Genomic DNA, 17193 nt, shown 5'->3' on the forward strand with positions numbered 1-17193 from the left:
GCCGAGCCCATTCAGACGAATTTGAAATCGGCCGGGTTGGCGATCAGTTGAGACGCCGTCACGCCGCTGAGCGTAATCGCGGTGTTGGCGTCAACCGTGATGACCGCTCCCTGGGCGCTGTCGCTGATGCCGTTGACCAGGCTGATCCAGTCGGCGAACACGCTTTTCGAGAACTCGATGGTGTCGTGCTCGGAACCAGAAACGGTGAAATCGGCGATGACGTCCTTTCCGAAGCCCGGGTTGAACACAAAAGTGTCCGATCCCGTTCCGCCGATGAGCGTGTCCGCGCCGCCTTTGCCCTCGAGCCGGTCGTTGCCTGCAAGCCCGTTCATGTAGTCGGAGCTCGAACTGCCGTTCATGACGTTATCGCCGCTGGCGAGCAGCGGATCGGCGCCTTGACGATCGATGGTGTAGGTGTCGATCAGCGTTCCGCCGTTAGCGACGGACCAGAACTCGAACGTGATGGTGGCGTCGCTGGCCTGAATCAGCATGGTCCCGTCGTTGGCGTTGTAGCGGACTTGGCTGCCCGCGACCGGCGTGCTGAACCCGTACCTTTGGGCCCCGCCCAGCCCCGTGACGAAATAGGGCATGACGCTGCCATCCGAATTGTCATCGCGCATGACCCGTTCGTAGTCGTGATCGTGCCCGCTCAGAACGGCGGTGGCGCCCCAATTTTCGAAAGGCCATTGAGCGGACGTTTGCGATCCATGTTCCACACCCGAGGAGTAAGGCGGATAATGGCCGAGCACCAGGTTGAAGGCCGCATCCGAACTCGCAAGTCCTGACTGTAACCAACGGGCTTGGGTCGAATTCGCCGTGTACCCGTCCGGCTCGTATTGCGTGTTGTTCAGCGAGAAGAAGTGGATGGAGCCCATCTGAAAGTCATAGTAGCGCTCGTTGTCCGGCAAGTTGAAGTAATTGTAGTAATTGATCGCGTTCGCGCCGCCGGCGGGATCTTCATATTCGTGATTGCCGATTGTGGGGAAGAAGCGGTTGATGGCGCTTCCGGCGCCATAGGCGCCACCATAGTTCCCGATATAATTCGAGTAGTAGCGCCCGATCTGCTCATCGATGGGCGCGCTGACGTACACATTGTCTCCGGTCGTGACAATGAAGTCGACGTTCATGGCCGAAACCAGATTGGCGACGGCCTGTACCCCCGAGCCGTTGCCGCCCTGATCGCCGAACGCCGCAAACCTGACCTCGGCGACATCCCCAACAGCGACACTGAACTGCTTGGTAAAATTTAAGCCGCCCTGATCGGTCGAGGTGACGGATAGATTGACGCTGGGCGTCCGCTCGTAATCCAGACGCTGCCCCGCCTTCAGTTTAAGCGTATTGCCAACGACCTCGAACCGCGAATCGTCGACCGTGTAAGTATGCGTGTCGCCGGGGTCATCCGTGGTGGCCAGCGTTCCAACCACTGCGCCAGCGACGTTTTCCTTGAATGATTGAGTCGTGGTCAACGCGATGTTGGTTGGCTGGTGGTTGACGCCGCCGCCGTCGTCGTTCCTGATGGTCCCCACGCCTTGCGCAACGGCGATGACGCCGCCGTTGGTGGCGTTGGAGAGATTGACGAAGAAGGATTCGTCAGGCTCGACCGCCGTGTCGCCGTTGATCGTCACCGAGATCGTCTGCGAGGTCTGGCCTTGCGCGAAAGTCAGCGCGTCCGAAGCGGCGACGTAGTCGCTTCCCGCGGTCGCGGTTCCGTCCGCCGTCGCATAGTTGACGGCGAAGGCGGCCGTTCCCGTGCGGCTCACCGTAAAGGTCGCCGTCTTCGTTCCAGAATCCCCTTCAGTGATCGACACGTCGCTGATCGAGATGTCGCCAACGACCAGAGGCGCCATCGTATATTCGATGTGCAGCAGCGGGGCGGCCGCGGCGTTGCCGTCATAGGCCCAGGCCGTGCGCGTGCCGGACCCGGTGACAATGAACGCCATGCTGTTGAGCGCGGCCCAGCCGCTCGTGTTGACGATCTGCTGCACGACCGAGGTCAGGTCGGGCGTGCGCTGGTCGACGCCGGCGGCGCCGATCGTGCTCCAGGGTGCGATGCTCCAGCCGACGCTCGCCGAGGTTTTGGTCCGCGACGAGACATTGTTCGTCGCCGTGGTGAAGGCGGCGGCGTTGGCGCTGGCGTCGGCGCGGATAGTAACCGAGGTCGCTCCGGTCCACACTTCCTTGGCCTGGAACTGGATGTAGGCGTTGGTGATGGTGGCGCCGACGGGAATGTTCACCCCGGTGAAACGGATGCCGACGGTCTGGCCGGTCCCTCCCGTGGTCTGGACGTCGTCGGTCAGTTCGAGATCGGAGCTGTTGGTGTAAACGGAGCCGGAAGCGAACTGCTCGACATCGTCGATCGAGGCGGACACGCGTTTTTCAAACGTGACCGGGGTCGCCGAGACGTCATCATTCGTGAGTGTTCCCACGCCCTGCGCCTTGGTGAGGACGCCGCCATTGGTGGGGTTGGCGAGATTGACGAAGAAAGTTTCGTCGGGTTCGATCGTCGTGTCGCCGTTGATCGTCACCGAGATCGTTTGCGAAGTCTGGCCTTGCGTGAAGGTAAGCACGCCCTGCGTCGCGACATAGTCGCTGCCGGCGGTCGCCGTTCCGTTGTCCGTCGCGTAATTGACGGAGAAGGCCGCCGTTCCCGTGCGGCTCACCGTGAAGGTGGCGACCTTCGTTCCCGAATTGCCCTCCGCGATCGACACGTCGCTGATCGAAATGTTTCCGACCACGGGCGCCGCATCATCGTTCGTGATGGTCCCCACGCCCTGCGAAACGGCGATGACGCCGCCGTTGGTGGCGTTGGTGAGATTGACGAAGAACGTTTCGTCGGGCTCGACCGTCGTGTCGCCGTTGATCGTCACCGAGATCGTTTGCGAGGTCTGGCCTTGCGCGAACGTGAGCGCGCCCGACGCCGCGACATAATCGCTGCCGGCGGTCGCGGTTCCGTCCGTTGTCGCATAATTGACGGCGAAGGCGGCCGTTCCCGTGCGGCTCACCGTAAAGGTCGCCGTCTTCGTTCCAGAATCCCCTTCAGTGATCAACACGTCGCTGATCGAGATGTCGCCAACGACCAGAGGCGCCATCGTATATTCAATGTGCAGCAGCGGCGCGGCCGCGGCGTTGCCGTCATAGGCCCAGGCCGTGCGCGTGCCGGAGCCTGTGACGATAAAGGCCATGCTGTTGAGCGCGGCCCAACCGCTGGTGTTGACGATCTGCTGCACGACCGAAGTCAGGTCGGGCGTGCGCTGGTCGACGCCCGCCGCGCCGATCGTGCTCCAGGGCGCGATGGTCCAGCCGACGCTCGCCGAGGTTTTGGTCCGGGACGAGACATTGTTCGTCGCCGTGGTGAAGGCGGCGGCGTTGGCGCTGGCGTCGGCGCGGATCGTGACCGAGGTCGCTCCGGTCCACACTTCCTTGGCCTGGAACTGGATGTAGGCGTTGGTGATGGTGGCGCCAACGGGAATGTTCACCCCGGTGAAGCGGATGCCGACGGTCTGGCCGGTCCCTCCCGTGGTCTGGACGTCGTCGGTCAGTTCGAGATCGGAGCTGTTGGTGTAAACGGAGCCGGAAGCGAACTGCTCGACATCGTCGATCGAGGCGGACACGCGTTTTTCAAACGTGACCGGGGTCGCCGAGACGTCATCATTCGTGAGTGTTCCCACGCCCTGCGCCTTGGTGAGGACGCCGCCATTGGTGGGGTTGGCGAGATTGACGAAGAAAGTTTCGTCGGGCTCGATCGTCGTGTCGCCGTTGATCGTCACCGAGATCGTTTGCGAGGTCTGGCCTTGCGCGAACGTGAGCGCGCCCGACGCCGCGACATAGTCGCTGCCGGCGGTCGCCGTTCCGTTGGCGGTCGCGTAATTGACGGAGAAGGCCGCCGTTCCCGTGCGGCTCACCGTGAAGGTGGCGATCTTCGTTCCCGAATTGCCCTCCGCGATCGACACGTCGCTGATCGAAATGTTGACACTCGTGTCCGCAAACAGGCTGATCTGGGCGATGGACGTCTGCCACCAGTTGTTGGCCACATATTCGTTCGAGATCCAGAAGCCGTTGGGGTCGGCCGGGTCGGCAACGGCCGTCGAATATGCGCCCCACCTTTGCGCGCCGGCAGCCCCGGAATCAAAATAGCCCGAGCTCGCCTGGTAGAGAACCGGGGCGCTGAAAACGGTCTGTCCCGCCGCAAGGTAGACGTAATAATCGGAAGGATACATCGAGGCGCTGCTGGCGGTGAAATTCACCAGCAGGTCCCCGGCGGCGTCGACCGCCAGCGAGCCGTTGAAGACGCCAACGCCTTGGCCGATGGCTGCGCCGGTGATGTCGCCTTGCGCGGCCACGGTTGGCGCGGCGGCGTTCGTCACGTCCAGCTTGAACCAATGAATGCTCGGCGTGTTCGCGCCCGGAAGTTTGACCTCGCTCAGCCCGTAAAGAAAGTTGCCGCTATAGGCCAAACTGGCGAGCCGCGAATCGTACGCATCGAGCAGAAGCGTCGTGCCTTGCTGTTCGATCGTATAATTCGCTCCGCCCGTTCCCTGATCGCTGTTGCCCAGGGCCAGCGTGGTGAAGGCGCTGAAAAGGGTGTTCGAGACGTTGTAGGTCTGGAAAGACAGCACGCTTTGGCCGTTCTGCGGCGTGACGGCGACGTAATAGGTCAGGCCGTTCCCGCCGGCGATATTCCTGTAAATGCCTTGCGCTGGCGGCGCGACTTCGCTGGCGACCGTCGTCAAGGCGCCGCCGTCATAGATGCTGTGGCTGAACACCCAGTTTTGCGTGCCCTGCAGCCCCGAACCATATTGCGGTTCGCTGACGTAGATATTCGCTCCGTCCACCGAGAGATATGGCATGTCGGCATAGGTCGCCACGCCATTGATCGTCAGAAGCGCGTTGGCCGAGCCGACCCACCAGCCGTCGTTTGGATTGGCGGTCTTCGAGACGGCGATGTTGATGTTGCTGACCCCGGATCCCAGATTCATCGCCATGACGACGAAGCGCTGGTTAATGGAATCAAAGACGACGCGGGCGTCGAGCAACGAATTGCGTTGCGCCGCCGGCAGCGCGGCGAACACGTTATAAAGAGACGTGTCCACGACAGCGCCGCCGGTCAGGTTCGTCCAACGGATTTTGGAGCTTTCGGCCGTCACGATGAACGCCCCGCTGACCGCCAGGGCGTTTTGCGGCGGATAATTGTTCGGATCGGAGAGTCCGGACAGGACGAGATCTATGGTCGATGTGGTCATCGCAGCCTCCCGCCGCAGCGCGCCGCACGAGACGGCGGCGCAAGTCTAGCCGAGGAAGAGCGCGTCCGATCATCTCATCGGAGGTACGCCAAGGATGACGATCCGGTCCACATCCATACGCCTTGAGCGTCTTTCGTGCGCCTCGCTGATCGAAAGCGGTAGCTTCGGAGGACCGGCGGGGATGGAACCGAATCGCTGCGGCGCTTGCGCCTTTTTGCCACCTTGCGGCAAGGGAGCGAGAAGCGGTTTTAAAATCAAGGGTTTTAATGGAAAGCGTTACGGCGGCGCGCTCAGCTTCAGCACCAAAAAAGCATCAAGGTCGACTTTGGGTGACATGCTGTGGCTTGGGATTATAAACGGAATTTTCGGCAACCTTATGATTCACAAAGGTTCTGTGAGCAAGTTGGGTCTTTTCGCAAAGGTGTGATTTAAACTTTTGCGAAATTGCAATTATTGATTTCTCAAAAATGAAAAATGATTGTCACAAAATAATCATATAATTTCTGGAGGGCGAATTATGTCTTATATTGGCGACAACTCGAGCTTGAGCTTAATTGATCGTGAGCTCATGCTCGCGCGCTTGGAGCTCAGTTCCACACCTTGCGATCCGGAAGCGGCGGGCCGTGCATTACGTCACATGTACCATGCGCTTCGCCTCATCAGCGAGGAGATCGCCGACGACCCTCAAAACTTTGAATCTTCATTGAATTTCCCCTGTGGATTCGCCTAGCAGCCAGCCGTGTCGACGCGATTCGCTGTTAGTGTCCTCAGAGTTCACGGAGCGCCAGATGGCCTCTCTTTACTTGCCTGAAAACTTTCGGGCGCTGCAAAATCCTCCCCGCCAGGACTCGAGCGACCAAGACGCCGTTTCCTCTCCAGGGCAGGCGTCAGAGAAGCTGACCCAACATCCGCTGGTCATCGTCATCGAGCGCAACATTTTCCTTCGCGCCTGCATTGTGCGCAGCATTTCGCATCATGTCGCCGATCACGTGAAAGCCTATTCGAGTCTCGCCGAGCTCGCGGAACAGGACATCCAGTCGCCATGCACGGTCGCCCTGTTGTCCACCCTGCATTTGAGCGCCGAAGAAGCCGACGCGGAGTTCGCCATCCTCACGAACCTGGGCTCGCGTCTGCGAACCATGGTTCTCGCGAAGACCGACGATCTCAACGACACCCTGCACGCGCTCAGTCAAGGCGCGAACGGCTTCATTTCCGTGAATGTCGACTTCGATGTTCTGATCCAGGCCCTTGGCTTCGTGGCGGCAGGCGGGACCTATGTTCCCGCGCAATGCCTCCTCGCCGCCCGCGCCAACCCGTCGCCGCCCGCGGAAACGCAGGCGGCCAATGCGATTACCAGCCGTGAGAAGGCGGTGATCAAGGCGATCCGCGAGGGCAAGTCGAACAAGGTGATCGCCTATGAACTCAATATGTGCGAAAGCACGGTCAAGGTTCACGTCCGGCACATCATGAAAAAGCTCCACGCCAAAAACCGCACCGAACTCGCGATCAAGAGCATGGATCTGTGAGAGCGAAGGTTTTCCGGCCGCCGGGGCGGCGGCCGAAACCGCTTATCGCAGAACCGAGACGGAGGTCGGCGGCGACGCCTCCTTGATCTTGATCTCCACCACATCTCCTGGAGTGAGTTGGGTGTCGCGATCCACGTTCATCGTGGACACGCGGCCCTTGGTCTCGCGCGCGAGCCGGATCTCCAGGCGGGAGTTGTCATCCGCAAGCAATTGCGAGCGCGCGGTCGAGGTGAGCTTCAGCTTTTCCTGAGCCGCGTCGCGCTTGATCCGCGTCTCGGCGAGGGCGGCTCTGGCCTCCTTCAATTCCTTCAGCAAGCCCGTCTTGCGGTCGTCTTGCAGATGCTGCAGCTGCCGGGTCAGATCCGCGGATTGCTTTTGCAGCTGCAATAAGCCGTCGGTCACCTGCAGGGCGCGAGTCTGGGAAAAAAGCAGCGCGCGCCGCGCTTCGAGAACGCGCGGATTCGCCACGTTTCCCATCTTGAGCAGTTCGACCATCCGGCGCAGGTCTTCGTTGTCCGCTTTCGCGGCCTCCTCCTCGTCACGCTGCCGCGATTGCAGCACGGCGGTGCGCGAGGACAGTTGGTTGATGGAGTCGCGCAGGAAGTCCTGCTCGCGGGCGTAGTCGAGCGCGCGCGCTTGCATGATGTCGTTCTCGATCTGGATCATGTGCGCGTCCACGGTCCTGGGCGGCGCATCGCCGGACGGGTTCATGTCGAGGCGCTGCGCGCCTTTCAATTCGCCTTCGATCCGGGCGACCTGCGCCTCCGCCTTGGTCATCTCGACGCAAAGGGTGTCGTATTCCGCCTTGTAGGACGCCATGTCCATGACGGGGTTCGCGGATTTCCAGGCCGCCTGATCGACGCCGCCGGCCAAGGCCACCGCCTGGCGCACCGTCATCTCAGGCCGGTACGGGATCTCGCCGGGGCGCGCGACGTCGCCGTCGACGTAGACAGGCCGGTAATCGGCGACGGCGGCGCTGACTTCGTCGCGCTGGATGACGACGAGGAGCTCGCGTCCATCCGGCGATCTGCGGCGGTAGACTTTTCGCGCGAAGCGGGCTTGCACGGCCTGGCGCAGCTCTTCCGTCGACAGGCCGGCGACCGTCAGCGCGCCGATCAGGGGAAAGGCGACCGCGCCATCGGGTTGAACCCGGTTGCGCATGTTCAATTCCGGCAAGCCGGCGACCGAGACCTCGATCACGTCGCCGGGATGAATCCGGTAGGGCGGCCGATCCGGCGCCGCCGCGCTGCCATCCGGCCCCGCACAGATGAGGAGGGAGGCCACGCCAAGCGTGGCCAAGCCGGTGAGACATCTTGAACGATCAAGTGGAGAGGACATGGCGTTTCCCTTACCGGAACTCGGGATTGGCGAGCTGGAGCTGGCTCGCGACGGGCGTCTGGGCGCATACGAGCTTCTGGTCATTCTCCAGCAAGCGCGCCGGGAAGGATGCGCCGCGGCGGGCGCCCGCGGTCCGGGTCCCCGAACGACACTCGCCCAGGCGGCGTGTGCGGACAAATTCCGGCACGACCGCGATCAGCTTGCGCTTGACCTCCTCAACGTTGCGCGCATTCGCGGCCGCGAGCAGGCTGTCGATCAGTTGCAGCTTCGGCGCCGGATCGAATTGCGGAGCCGCGCTGCGCACGCCTTCCACCTCTGTCGGCGTCAGAATCTCCCAGTCGTAATTGAGGACTTCGTGCAGTTTTTCTCCCGGACGCATGCCGACGAATTCGACGCCGATGTCCTTGAAAGGGGTCAGGCCTGCGCGACGGATCATCTCGACGGCGAGGTCGAGGATGAGGACAGGCTTTCCCATGTCCAGGATGTAAAGGGCGAAGCCCGTCTGCGGGAGCGATGACGCCGCGAGCACAAGACGGACCGCGCCGTCGATGGACATGAGGAAGCGGGTCATTTTGGGATGCGTCACCGTCACCGGGCCGCCGTTCTGGATTTGCCGCTGGAACAGCGGCACGACGGAGCCGGATGAGCCCACGACATTGCCGAAGCGCACCAGGCTGGTGCGAATTCCGGAAAAGCGCAGGGCGCGATCATGGACGTAAAGTTCCGCGACGCGTTTGGTCAGGCCCATGCACGAGGAGGGATTGACCGCCTTGTCCGTGGAGATCATGACGAAATCAGCGCCGAACGCGCAGCACAGATCCAGCGTGATCTTGGTTCCCAGCACGTTCGTCCGCACCGCTTCGATGACATTGTGGTCTTCGAGCAAGGGAACGTGCTTCAAGGCGGCGGCGTGAAAGACGATGTCCGGATTTTCGCGCACAAAAAGATCGCGCATCGCCGTTTCATCGCGAATGTCGCAGATGCAGGCGGGAGCGGCGAGCTTGGGATGGTTCTGCGCGGTCGCGTAGCTGACCTGATACAGATTATGCTCGCAGGAGTCGATCAGGCACAGGCGCGCCGGGTCGAAACCGGCGATCTGGGCGACGAGTTCCGAGCCGATCGATCCGCCCGCCCCCGTGACCATCACACGCTTGCCGGCGATGCGCGCATGATGACCGTCCTTGACCGCGATTGGTCCGCACGCATTGCGTGGCGCGTCCATCGGGAGCGCGTCTTTCGCGTGGTTCAGGGTTCGCGGTTGTTGGAAAAACGAATGTGTGTTCATTCATGAGCCTCCAAGTGCCGCCTCGACCCATGGGCCGGATGGCGCGCCTTCCCGCGTTTCCGTCGGGACATCGAGCCACGTGGGCTCTCGAACTCTGGAGCCTCGAGCTTAGAAACAAACGTTGTGCGATCGCCAGAAACGAAACGGACATTTTTTGGTTGGCTTTCGAGACGGCGTTGTGTCGAAAGGCGTACGCCGACACGAAAGAATTAACCCTGCGCCAAAAAGGCCAGCTATCGCCGACGCGCCGGTTTCCCAATTCTGATCACGCTCAACCCGCATGAGGGATCAGATGTCCGTGCCATTCTTTCGCCCGTTGATCGGCGACAATGAAATCGAGGCGGCGGTCGCCGTGCTCCGTTCGGGCTGGCTGACCACCGGCCACAAATGCCAGGAATTTGAAAGAGCTTTCAGCGCCTTCCTCGGCGAGGGCGTCGAAGCGGTCGCGGTCAATTCCGCCACCGCGGGTTTGCATCTGGCGGCGGAGGCCTGCGGGGTGCGCGCCGGCGACGAAGTGCTCGTGCCGACTTTGACTTTCACCGCGACCGCGGGCGCCTTTCACCAGATGGGCGCCGAACCGATCCTGGTCGATGTCGATCCCAAAACCCTGACCATCGATTTGAACGATGCGGAGCGAAAAATGACGCCGCGCTGCAAGGCGATCGTCCCGGTCCATTTCGGCGGATGGCCGTGCGACATGGACGCCATTGTCGCCTTTGCGCATCGCCACGGTCTGCGCGTCATCGAGGACGCGGCGCACGCGCTTCCCGCGGCCCGGGACGGCCGGCTCGTCGGGGCCGGCCCGTCCGACGCCTGCGTCTTCAGTTTTTACGCCAACAAGACGATCACGACGGGCGAAGGCGGCATGCTCGTCACGCGAGATTCCGAAATCGCCGGGAGAGCGCGAATGATGCGCTCGCACGGGTTTGATCGCGACGCGTTCGATCGCTTCAAGCGCGTCGGCGCGGCCTGGCGCTATGACATCATCGCGGCGGGCTACAAATATAATCTCACCGATCTCGCCGCCGCCATCGGCCTGGAGCAACTGAAGCGCGTTTTCGAATTCCAGGAGGCGCGCCAGCGCATCGCCGAGCATTACACTTCGGCGCTCGCAGGCTTGCCGATCGAGCTGCCGGCGCCGGCGCCCTCGAACGGACTGCACGCTTGGCACCTGTATCCGATCCGCGTTCGGCCGGAGGCGCGATTTGGGCGCGACGAACTCATCAAGCGGCTGAACCAGGCCGAGATCGGCGTATCCGTGCACTACCTCCCGCTGCACATGACGAGCTACTGGCGGGCGCGGCCGGGCGCCGTCGGCGATTTTCCCGTCGCCTCCCGGCATTTTGAACAATCCGTGACGTTGCCGCTGTTTCCCGGCATGAGCCTGGACGAGGCGAACCAGGTGATCGAGGTCGTCAAAACGCTGGGGTGAAGCCGCATGACTTTCGTCGCTCAAGGGGCCGTGACAGGCCGGCAAGGAAGAGCCGAAATGGCGAAGCGGGCGCTGGACGTCTTCGCCTCCGCTTGCGGACTGGCGGCGCTGGCGCCGTTGTTCATGGTCGTCGCCGTCGCGGTGAAGCTCGACAGTCCCGGGCCAGCATTTTTCCGCCAGACCCGCGTCGGGCGCGACGGAAAACCGTTTCGCATCTGGAAATTCCGCAGCATGCGCGCGGCGGGGCGCGGTCCCAGCTTTACCGCAGAAGGCGATGCGCGCATCACCCGCGTGGGCGCCTGGATCCGGGCGGCCAAGATCGACGAGCTGCCGCAGTTGATCAATGTGTTCGTCGGCGACATGTCTCTGGTCGGGCCAAGGCCGGAAACGCCCGACCTGCTCGAGTTCTACGCGCCGGACCACCGCGCGCAAATGCTTTCCGTGCGGCCGGGCGTCACCGACTATGCCTCGCTGTTCCTGCGCGACGAGGGCGCCTTGCTCGCGCAGTCCGACGACGCCGCGCGGTTCTATCGCGAGAAGCTGATCCCGATGAAGGCGCTGCTCTTGAGGCGCTACCTGGCGGAGATGAGCCTGCGCGCCGACATCCGCATCGTCCTTCTCACGGTGGCCGCGCTGTTCCGGCGCGGCGCCAGAACCGAGGAAGAGGCGCATGCGCTTCTCACGGAGAAGCCATGGTCGCCAAACATTTAAGTTCAAATGGTTTCAAACTGAGATTCCAGCGCGGCTCGATCTTCCGCAAGACGGCGAATCTTTCCGTGATGACGGCCGCGGGGCAGTTCACGTTCGTGCTGTTTCTTCCCCTGCTGTCTCATCTCTATACGCCGGCGGATTTCGGCGTGTTCACGGTCTATCTTTCGCTCGTGAACATTTTGGGACCCGTGGTCTCCCTGAAATTCGATTCCGCGCTCTACGGCGCCGCGTCGCGCGAGGAGGCCCGCCCCTTGCTGCTGCTGGCGCTGATCTCCAATGCGCTGGTGTCCCTGATCGCGGTCGGTTTTTTCGCATCGCCCGTTTCGGTCGCCCTGGCGATGCCGTCCACGGGCCTCCTGGTTCCGATCGGCCTCGTCTTGACCGGATTGTGGAGCACCACCTCCGCCTGGGCCATCCGCAACGACGCGCTGTCGACGCTCGCGACCGCGCGCTTCGTCCAGCCTGTCCTCATGACGATTCTGCAGGTCGTCGGCAGCCTTGCCGGCTCCTCGTCCACGATCCTGATCGTTGCGCATATCATCAGCCATTCCGTCTATTCCGGCCTCATCTTCTGGAAGACTCTTCATAAGGCCGATCTGAAGCAGGCGATCTGGAACGACGCCGCATTGCTCAGAGGCAAGGCCTGGGACAACAGGCTGTTTCCGCTGTTGGTGACGCCAGCCAACGTCGCCTCGCAGCTGGTCGCGAACGCGCCGCCGATCCTGATGGGGCTGCTTTACGGAGCGGAGATCGCCGGCTTGTGCGGCATGGCGCTGCGTTTCGTGTTCGCGCCGATCGCGATCATATCCTTGCCCTTGGGCCATGTCTTCACGTCGCTGATCTGCAATTCCAGCGATCCAGCGGAGGTCAGGAGACTCGGGCGGAAAATCCTGGCGACCAGTTTTCTCATCGTCTGCGCGCCGCTTCTGGTCTTTGGCGCGCTGGCGCCGCTGTTCGCCGGACCGCTGCTCGGCGACAAATGGGCGGCCACCGGGCAGATCGCTTCGGCGCTCGCGGTGTTCGCGGCCGGCATCGCGCTGGTCACCCCTTTCAACGAAACGACGTCCATCTTCCATTTCCAGAAACTGCGCTTCATCGTCGAGGCGATCACCAGCGTCCTGGTGTTTGCGACCGCGTTCGTTAGCGCTTTCGCGGGCGCGAGCGCCCTGACGACGATCTGGCTTCTGTCGGCGGCGGGCGCCTTCGGTTCGATCTACGGCATGTTGCGGATCTGGTCGATGCTTCAGACCGCGCTGGCGAGACGGCGCTCGCCGGAGTCCGCCCTTGAAGCCGCCGGACGGGAGCCCTCCCGGACGCCCGCCTATACCCCTTAAGCGGTAGACGCGGCGCATTCGGGTCTCCCGAAGCGTCGATCGGCGTCCATCCAAATGGCGCCGCGGCGGCCAAAGACGGAATTGACCCGATCAGGGTTCGGCCGGAGCATCTTGTGACAACGCCCGCGTCCGCTTCTCGCCAAGCCGATGCGCAAGACCTTGGAAAGGAAGCGTCGTGCCCGCGCATCTTCTCTTTATCGGCGGCGAAGATCACCACATGCGTTTGCCGTTCATGCTGGCCTTGAAGGCGCGCGGCTACCGCATTTCCGCGGCGGCGTCCGGCGATCCCGGCCCCTTCGCCAAAGCGGGCCTCGATTTCTGGCCCATCACCTTCGATCGTTACATCTCGCCGTTCAGCGATTTGAAAAGCGTCGACCGACTCGCGAAGGCGCTGCGCCGCATCAATGCGGACGTCGCCCATTGCTTCGATACGAAGCTCGGCGTGCTGACGCCGCTGGCGGCCGCCGAGCTGCCACGCACGAGGATCGTGCGCACGATCAACGGGCGCGGCTGGATGTTTTCCTCGCGGTCGCCGGTCGCGCTCGGTCTGCGCCTGCTCTATCCCGCCTTGCAGCGGAGGGCTGCCCGGCGCACCGACGCGACGGTGTTCGAACACGATGGCGACCGCCGGTTCTTTGCGCAGCATCGCCTGCTCGACCAAAGCGTTTGCGAAGTCATTCCCGGCGCGGGGATCGACGTCGAGGGCTTCGACCGCTCGCGCGCCAATGGCGTTTCGCGCACAGACCTGCGGCAGATGCTTGATCTCGGGGATGCGCCCGTGGTCTTCACCGCCACGCGCGTCACGCGGCAAAAGGGCATCCCGGCGCTGCTGAAAGCCGCCAGACTTGTGCATGGCCAGCGGCCCGACGTGCGGTTCGTCATTGCCGGACCCTGCGAGGGAAGTGGTCGGTTCGCAATGCGCCCCGCCGATTTCGAAGCCCATGCGCCCTATGTGGTCTATCTCGGTTCGCGCAGCGATGTGCCGTCGCTCCTCGGCATGGCCGATATCTTCGCCTTCCCCTCCGAATATGCGGAAGGCGTTCCGCGCGCCGTGATGGAGGCGGCGCTGGCGGAACTGCCGATTGTCGCGACGGAGCTGTCGGGCTGCCGCGAGATCGTCGATCCCGGACGAACCGGATTGCTGACGCCGCTGCGCGACCCCAAAGCGCTCGCGAACGCCGTTCTGGAGCTTCTGCGCGATCCGGTTCGGGCGCGACGGATGGGCGCAAACGCCTCCCCGCTCATTCGCGGCGCCTTCGGTCTCGACAATGTCGTCGCGCGGCATGCGGCGCTCTACGAGCGCCTGCTGCGGCTTCCCTCGTCAGAGAGCCCGCGAGATGTGCCGAGGCGGAACGAATGCCTCCTCGATCCGGCCGCATGAGCAGGGGCGAAGCCTCGCGCCAGAGTTTGAAATGGGATCGCGTCATGGTCGCCAAGCGCTTGCAGAACAGTTCCGATTGGTTCCTGGCCCTGGGCGTCCTGCTGGCTTTGTTGACTCAGTTGCGCTCGAATGCGTCCATCCTTGGACCCGGTGAAATCTTCCTCGCCTGCTGGCTCTGCGTTCAGGCGTTCCAAGCGCTTGCCGGCATGCCTGCGGCGCAGGGTTTGGCGCCCGTGGCGATCTTTTGGGGGCTGTTCGCCTTCGCGCTGTGCCTTGGACTGATCCACAGCATTGTCTCCGGCGTTCCGCTGGATTCCTCGCTGGTGATTCACGATGTTTTCGCGGACCTGCTGCTTGTCGCGCTTTGCGTCCTGCTTGCGCCCGTGGTCGCGGACCAACGTCGCCTGAGCCGGCTGTACCTGAGAATCATGACGGCCGGCGTCGCGATGCTCGCGCTGCAACTCGCCAATGCCGCTGGCGTGTTCGCCCTTGGCGGCGTCGACCCCTGGTATTGGGAGCGTCTGCGCGGCTGGACCGCAAACCCCAACCAATTCGCGCTGCTGTGCCTGTTGATCGGCTTTCTCGCGCTGCATGTCGCCGAGCGCGGATCGCGCGCCGGAGCTTTCGCGGGCTGGGCCTGCGGCCTGCTGACCCTCGCCTCGGGTTTGCTCGGCATGAGCAACGCCTATGTGCTTGTGGTGATGCTCGGCCTGGGCGTGCTGTTCGCCGCGAAGGTCCTGCGCTGGATGGCGCGCGAGGAAAGGCGCGGTTTCCCGGCGGCGTGGCTGGGCGTCTCGCTCGCCGCCGCCCTGCTCTACACGGGCCTCCTGCTCGCGCCGCACGTGATGAGCGAGAGCGATCTCATCCGCTCCGCCGGGGGCATGGCCCGGGACACCTCAAAGGAACTCGAGGATTCCACGGTGCGCCTCATGCTTTGGCGTCAGGCGCTCAAGCGCGGCATGGAGTCCGGAATGATCGGCTACGGGCCGGGGCCGCATCTCGAAATTCCCGCCGTGGTTCTTCAGGGACGGCGCGCAGGGGATCTGCCCAAGAACATGATCACGCCGGAATTGGGGCTCGCCGCCAATTTCGAGGCGCACAACACGGTCCTCGAACTTTTCGTGCAGGGCGGTTTGCTCGCCGCGGGCGGATTTCTTTGCATCGTCGGATTGGCGATCGTGCGCGCGTTCCGCGCCGGCTTCGACGCGCTCGCCGCGGGGCTCATCGCCATCAACGCTTTCGGCAGCTTCCATGTCATCTTCAGACATCCCTTCTTCTGGCTGCTGATGGTCGGGGCGCTGTCCGCGCGCAGCGCCTGCGCGACATCGCGGGCCAAGCCCCGCCCATTTGACGACTTTGCCTTGCTGAAGCCGATGAGGATCAATCAATGACGGAGCAGACTGCTTACACGCGTTGGCTGGACCGGGCCGTGGCCTCCGCCGAAAGTTTTCCTCGCAGCGCGAGCGGCGGCGGCGTTCAAATGGGCCTGCGCCAGATTTTCTCGCTGGTGTTGCGTCGCAAGGGGCTGGCGGTCCTGATCGTCGCCGGCAGCGTCGGCCTCGCCACGGTGTCGTCGGTGTTCCTGATGCCGCGCTATACTGGAAAAGTGCTGCTGAGCGTCGGCGAAGGCGAGAATGGTCCGGCGGACCGCCGCAACGAGGACGCCATCGACACGCATCTGGTTCAGCTGGGCTCGCACGCCCACCTGGCGCAGGTCCTCGCCGCTCTCAGGAAAACGCCCGCCTATCATGACCGATACGCCGGCGTGAGCGACCTCGAGCGGCGCCTGAAGGTGATGCAGGAATCGCGCTCGCGCCTGATCTCGGTGAATTTCACCGCCAAGTCTCCCGAGGAGGCGGCCGACGTCGCCAATCTGACGGCTCAGCTTTACGTGGACAAGATCCTGTCCGCGGACGACGCCTCCGGCAAAGCGATCGAGCGGCAGAAGGAGCGCGTGGAGGATCTGGAGAAGACCGTTCGCGACCTCAGGGCGCGCATCGAAAAGCCGGGCGTGGGGCCGACCGGCGCTCAGGACGCCCGTGAGGACGCCAGCCGCCTGGCGGAGTTGGAAGATACGCTGGAAAAAGAATCGACCCGCCTGAGCCTGATGCAAAGCCAGGTCGAGAACCGCAAGCAGAGCCTGCTGCTGTCGCCCCCGATCCAGATTTACGCGACGGCTGACAAGCCCGAACTTCCCAGCACCACCCGACCCGCATTCATCATCCTCCCCGCCTTCCTGGCGTCGACCCTTTTCGCCATAGGTCTGAGCGTGCTGCTGGGCCGGCTGGATCGGAAGATTCGTTCGACGGACGATCTGCGAAACGCCTTCGGGCTTCCCGTGATTTGCGACGCGCCGTCGAGAGGCGCGCCGAGCGAGTTCGCCGCCGACCCGTCCTACGAGCGCGAGTTGCAGAACGCGGCCCTGAAACTGTTCTTGAGCACGTCGCCGGGCAACAAGCAGGTGGTTCTCGTGATCGCCGCGGGCGATGCGGAAGGTCCGACCTTCGCCGCCGATCTCGCCGAAGCGGCGTCGCAGATCAGACCGGTCCTGGTCCTCAGCGCCGACGCCGCGCTCACGATGCATTCGGCGGACCCGGACCCGGGTCTCAAAGAGCGTCCTCAAATCGCTTTTCGCTCCCTGGCGCAAAGCCCGCAGCATCTGCTCGCAATGGCCGGTTCAGGCCCGCTCGCCGCCACCCTCACCCGCCATCGCCAGCACCACGACCTGATCATCATCGCCGCGCCGCCGGCGACGGTTTCGCCCGCCGGCCGCATCCTCGCGTCGATGGTCGATGCGATCATCGTTCCCGTTGAGCTCGAGTCCGTTAACTACGACGACGTCGCCGAGCTCATGCGCGATCTTGGCCAGGAGGGCGGTCTTTGGAACGAGGGGGCGCCGCGCCGTCGCGTCGCCTTCGCCGCGGTTCGCCCCTAGCCCGCCTTTGC

At 63.3% G+C, this 17193-nt stretch carries 12 protein-coding genes; 9 read left to right on the plus strand and 3 right to left on the minus strand.

Annotation, left to right across the window (positions count from 1 at the left end):
* Positions 1–11: 11 nt before the first annotated feature.
* Positions 12–5240, minus strand: coding sequence for a Calx-beta domain-containing protein (locus tag M2320_RS15680; protein WP_264598068.1), 5229 nt, complete (start codon positions 5238–5240; stop codon positions 12–14).
* Positions 5241–5334: 94 nt separating this feature from the next.
* Between M2320_RS15680 and M2320_RS15685 the strand changes: the two genes are divergently transcribed.
* From M2320_RS15685 to M2320_RS15695, 3 genes are all read left to right on the plus strand, one after another.
* Positions 5335–5667 (plus strand): hypothetical protein, encoded by a 333-nt coding sequence (locus M2320_RS15685; RefSeq protein ID WP_264598069.1) that lies wholly within the window; start codon positions 5335–5337, stop codon positions 5665–5667.
* Between the two features lie 90 nt (positions 5668–5757).
* The gene (locus M2320_RS15690; protein ID WP_264598070.1) at positions 5758–5970 is read left to right on the plus strand and encodes a hypothetical protein; all 213 of its coding nucleotides are present in this window, start codon (positions 5758–5760) and stop codon (positions 5968–5970) included.
* Positions 5971–6028: 58 nt separating this feature from the next.
* The gene (locus M2320_RS15695; RefSeq protein WP_264598071.1) at positions 6029–6766 is read left to right on the plus strand and encodes a LuxR C-terminal-related transcriptional regulator; all 738 of its coding nucleotides are present in this window, start codon (positions 6029–6031) and stop codon (positions 6764–6766) included.
* Positions 6767–6808: 42 nt separating this feature from the next.
* Here the strand turns inward: M2320_RS15695 and M2320_RS15700 are convergent, their stop codons facing one another.
* Both M2320_RS15700 and M2320_RS15705 read right to left on the minus strand, forming a co-directional pair.
* Entirely contained in the window at positions 6809–8104 is a 1296-nt protein-coding gene (locus M2320_RS15700) for a polysaccharide biosynthesis/export family protein (protein ID WP_264598072.1), read from the minus strand.
* 10 nt (positions 8105–8114) lie between these two features.
* The gene (locus M2320_RS15705) at positions 8115–9326 is read right to left on the minus strand and encodes a polysaccharide biosynthesis protein (RefSeq protein WP_264598073.1); all 1212 of its coding nucleotides are present in this window, start codon (positions 9324–9326) and stop codon (positions 8115–8117) included.
* A gap of 355 nt (positions 9327–9681) precedes the next feature.
* Here M2320_RS15705 and M2320_RS15710 point away from each other — a divergent pair, with 355 nt between their 5' ends.
* The 6 genes from M2320_RS15710 (at position 9682) to M2320_RS15735 (ending at position 17182) form a co-directional block, all read left to right on the plus strand.
* Positions 9682–10821 (plus strand): DegT/DnrJ/EryC1/StrS family aminotransferase, encoded by a 1140-nt coding sequence (locus M2320_RS15710; RefSeq protein ID WP_264598074.1) that lies wholly within the window; start codon positions 9682–9684, stop codon positions 10819–10821.
* 57 nt (positions 10822–10878) lie between these two features.
* On the plus strand, positions 10879–11532 hold the full coding sequence (locus tag M2320_RS15715) for a sugar transferase (protein ID WP_264598075.1): 654 nt from the start codon (positions 10879–10881) through the stop codon (positions 11530–11532).
* A complete protein-coding gene (locus tag M2320_RS15720) occupies positions 11514–12866 on the plus strand; it encodes an oligosaccharide flippase family protein (protein ID WP_264598076.1) in 1353 nt (450 codons plus the stop codon). Before M2320_RS15715 ends, M2320_RS15720 begins: the two co-directional genes overlap by 19 nt.
* 175 nt (positions 12867–13041) lie before the next feature.
* Positions 13042–14247, plus strand: coding sequence for a glycosyltransferase family 4 protein (locus M2320_RS15725; protein ID WP_264598077.1), 1206 nt, complete (start codon positions 13042–13044; stop codon positions 14245–14247).
* Positions 14244–15638 (plus strand): O-antigen ligase family protein, encoded by a 1395-nt coding sequence (locus M2320_RS15730; protein WP_264598078.1) that lies wholly within the window; start codon positions 14244–14246, stop codon positions 15636–15638. Before M2320_RS15725 ends, M2320_RS15730 begins: the two co-directional genes overlap by 4 nt.
* Complete coding sequence (locus M2320_RS15735) at positions 15635–17182, plus strand: hypothetical protein (protein WP_264598079.1); 1548 nt, start codon at positions 15635–15637, stop codon at positions 17180–17182. Before M2320_RS15730 ends, M2320_RS15735 begins: the two co-directional genes overlap by 4 nt.
* Positions 17183–17193: the final 11 nt, after the last annotated feature.

The sequence above is a fragment of the Rhodoblastus acidophilus genome, from assembly GCF_025961575.1.
GTDB lineage: Bacteria > Pseudomonadota > Alphaproteobacteria > Rhizobiales > Beijerinckiaceae > Rhodoblastus > Rhodoblastus acidophilus_C.

What these genes read in the sequence shown, in the direction of transcription:
- M2320_RS15690 (WP_264598070.1), top strand. Translation starts at nt 5,758, where the DNA reads ATGTCTTATATTGGCGACAACTCGAGCTTGAGCTTAATTGATCGTGAG.
- M2320_RS15685 (WP_264598069.1), top strand. Translation starts at nt 5,335, where the DNA reads ATGACGATCCGGTCCACATCCATACGCCTTGAGCGTCTTTCGTGCGCC.
- M2320_RS15700 (WP_264598072.1), bottom strand. Translation starts at nt 8,104, where the DNA reads ATGTCCTCTCCACTTGATCGTTCAAGATGTCTCACCGGCTTGGCCACG.
- M2320_RS15735 (WP_264598079.1), top strand. Translation starts at nt 15,635, where the DNA reads ATGACGGAGCAGACTGCTTACACGCGTTGGCTGGACCGGGCCGTGGCC.
- M2320_RS15705 (WP_264598073.1), bottom strand. Translation starts at nt 9,326, where the DNA reads ATGGACGCGCCACGCAATGCGTGCGGACCAATCGCGGTCAAGGACGGT.
- M2320_RS15710 (WP_264598074.1), top strand. Translation starts at nt 9,682, where the DNA reads ATGTCCGTGCCATTCTTTCGCCCGTTGATCGGCGACAATGAAATCGAG.
- M2320_RS15715 (WP_264598075.1), top strand. Translation starts at nt 10,879, where the DNA reads ATGGCGAAGCGGGCGCTGGACGTCTTCGCCTCCGCTTGCGGACTGGCG.
- M2320_RS15680 (WP_264598068.1), bottom strand. Translation starts at nt 5,240, where the DNA reads ATGACCACATCGACCATAGATCTCGTCCTGTCCGGACTCTCCGATCCG.
- M2320_RS15695 (WP_264598071.1), top strand. Translation starts at nt 6,029, where the DNA reads ATGGCCTCTCTTTACTTGCCTGAAAACTTTCGGGCGCTGCAAAATCCT.
- M2320_RS15730 (WP_264598078.1), top strand. Translation starts at nt 14,244, where the DNA reads ATGAGCAGGGGCGAAGCCTCGCGCCAGAGTTTGAAATGGGATCGCGTC.
- M2320_RS15720 (WP_264598076.1), top strand. Translation starts at nt 11,514, where the DNA reads ATGGTCGCCAAACATTTAAGTTCAAATGGTTTCAAACTGAGATTCCAG.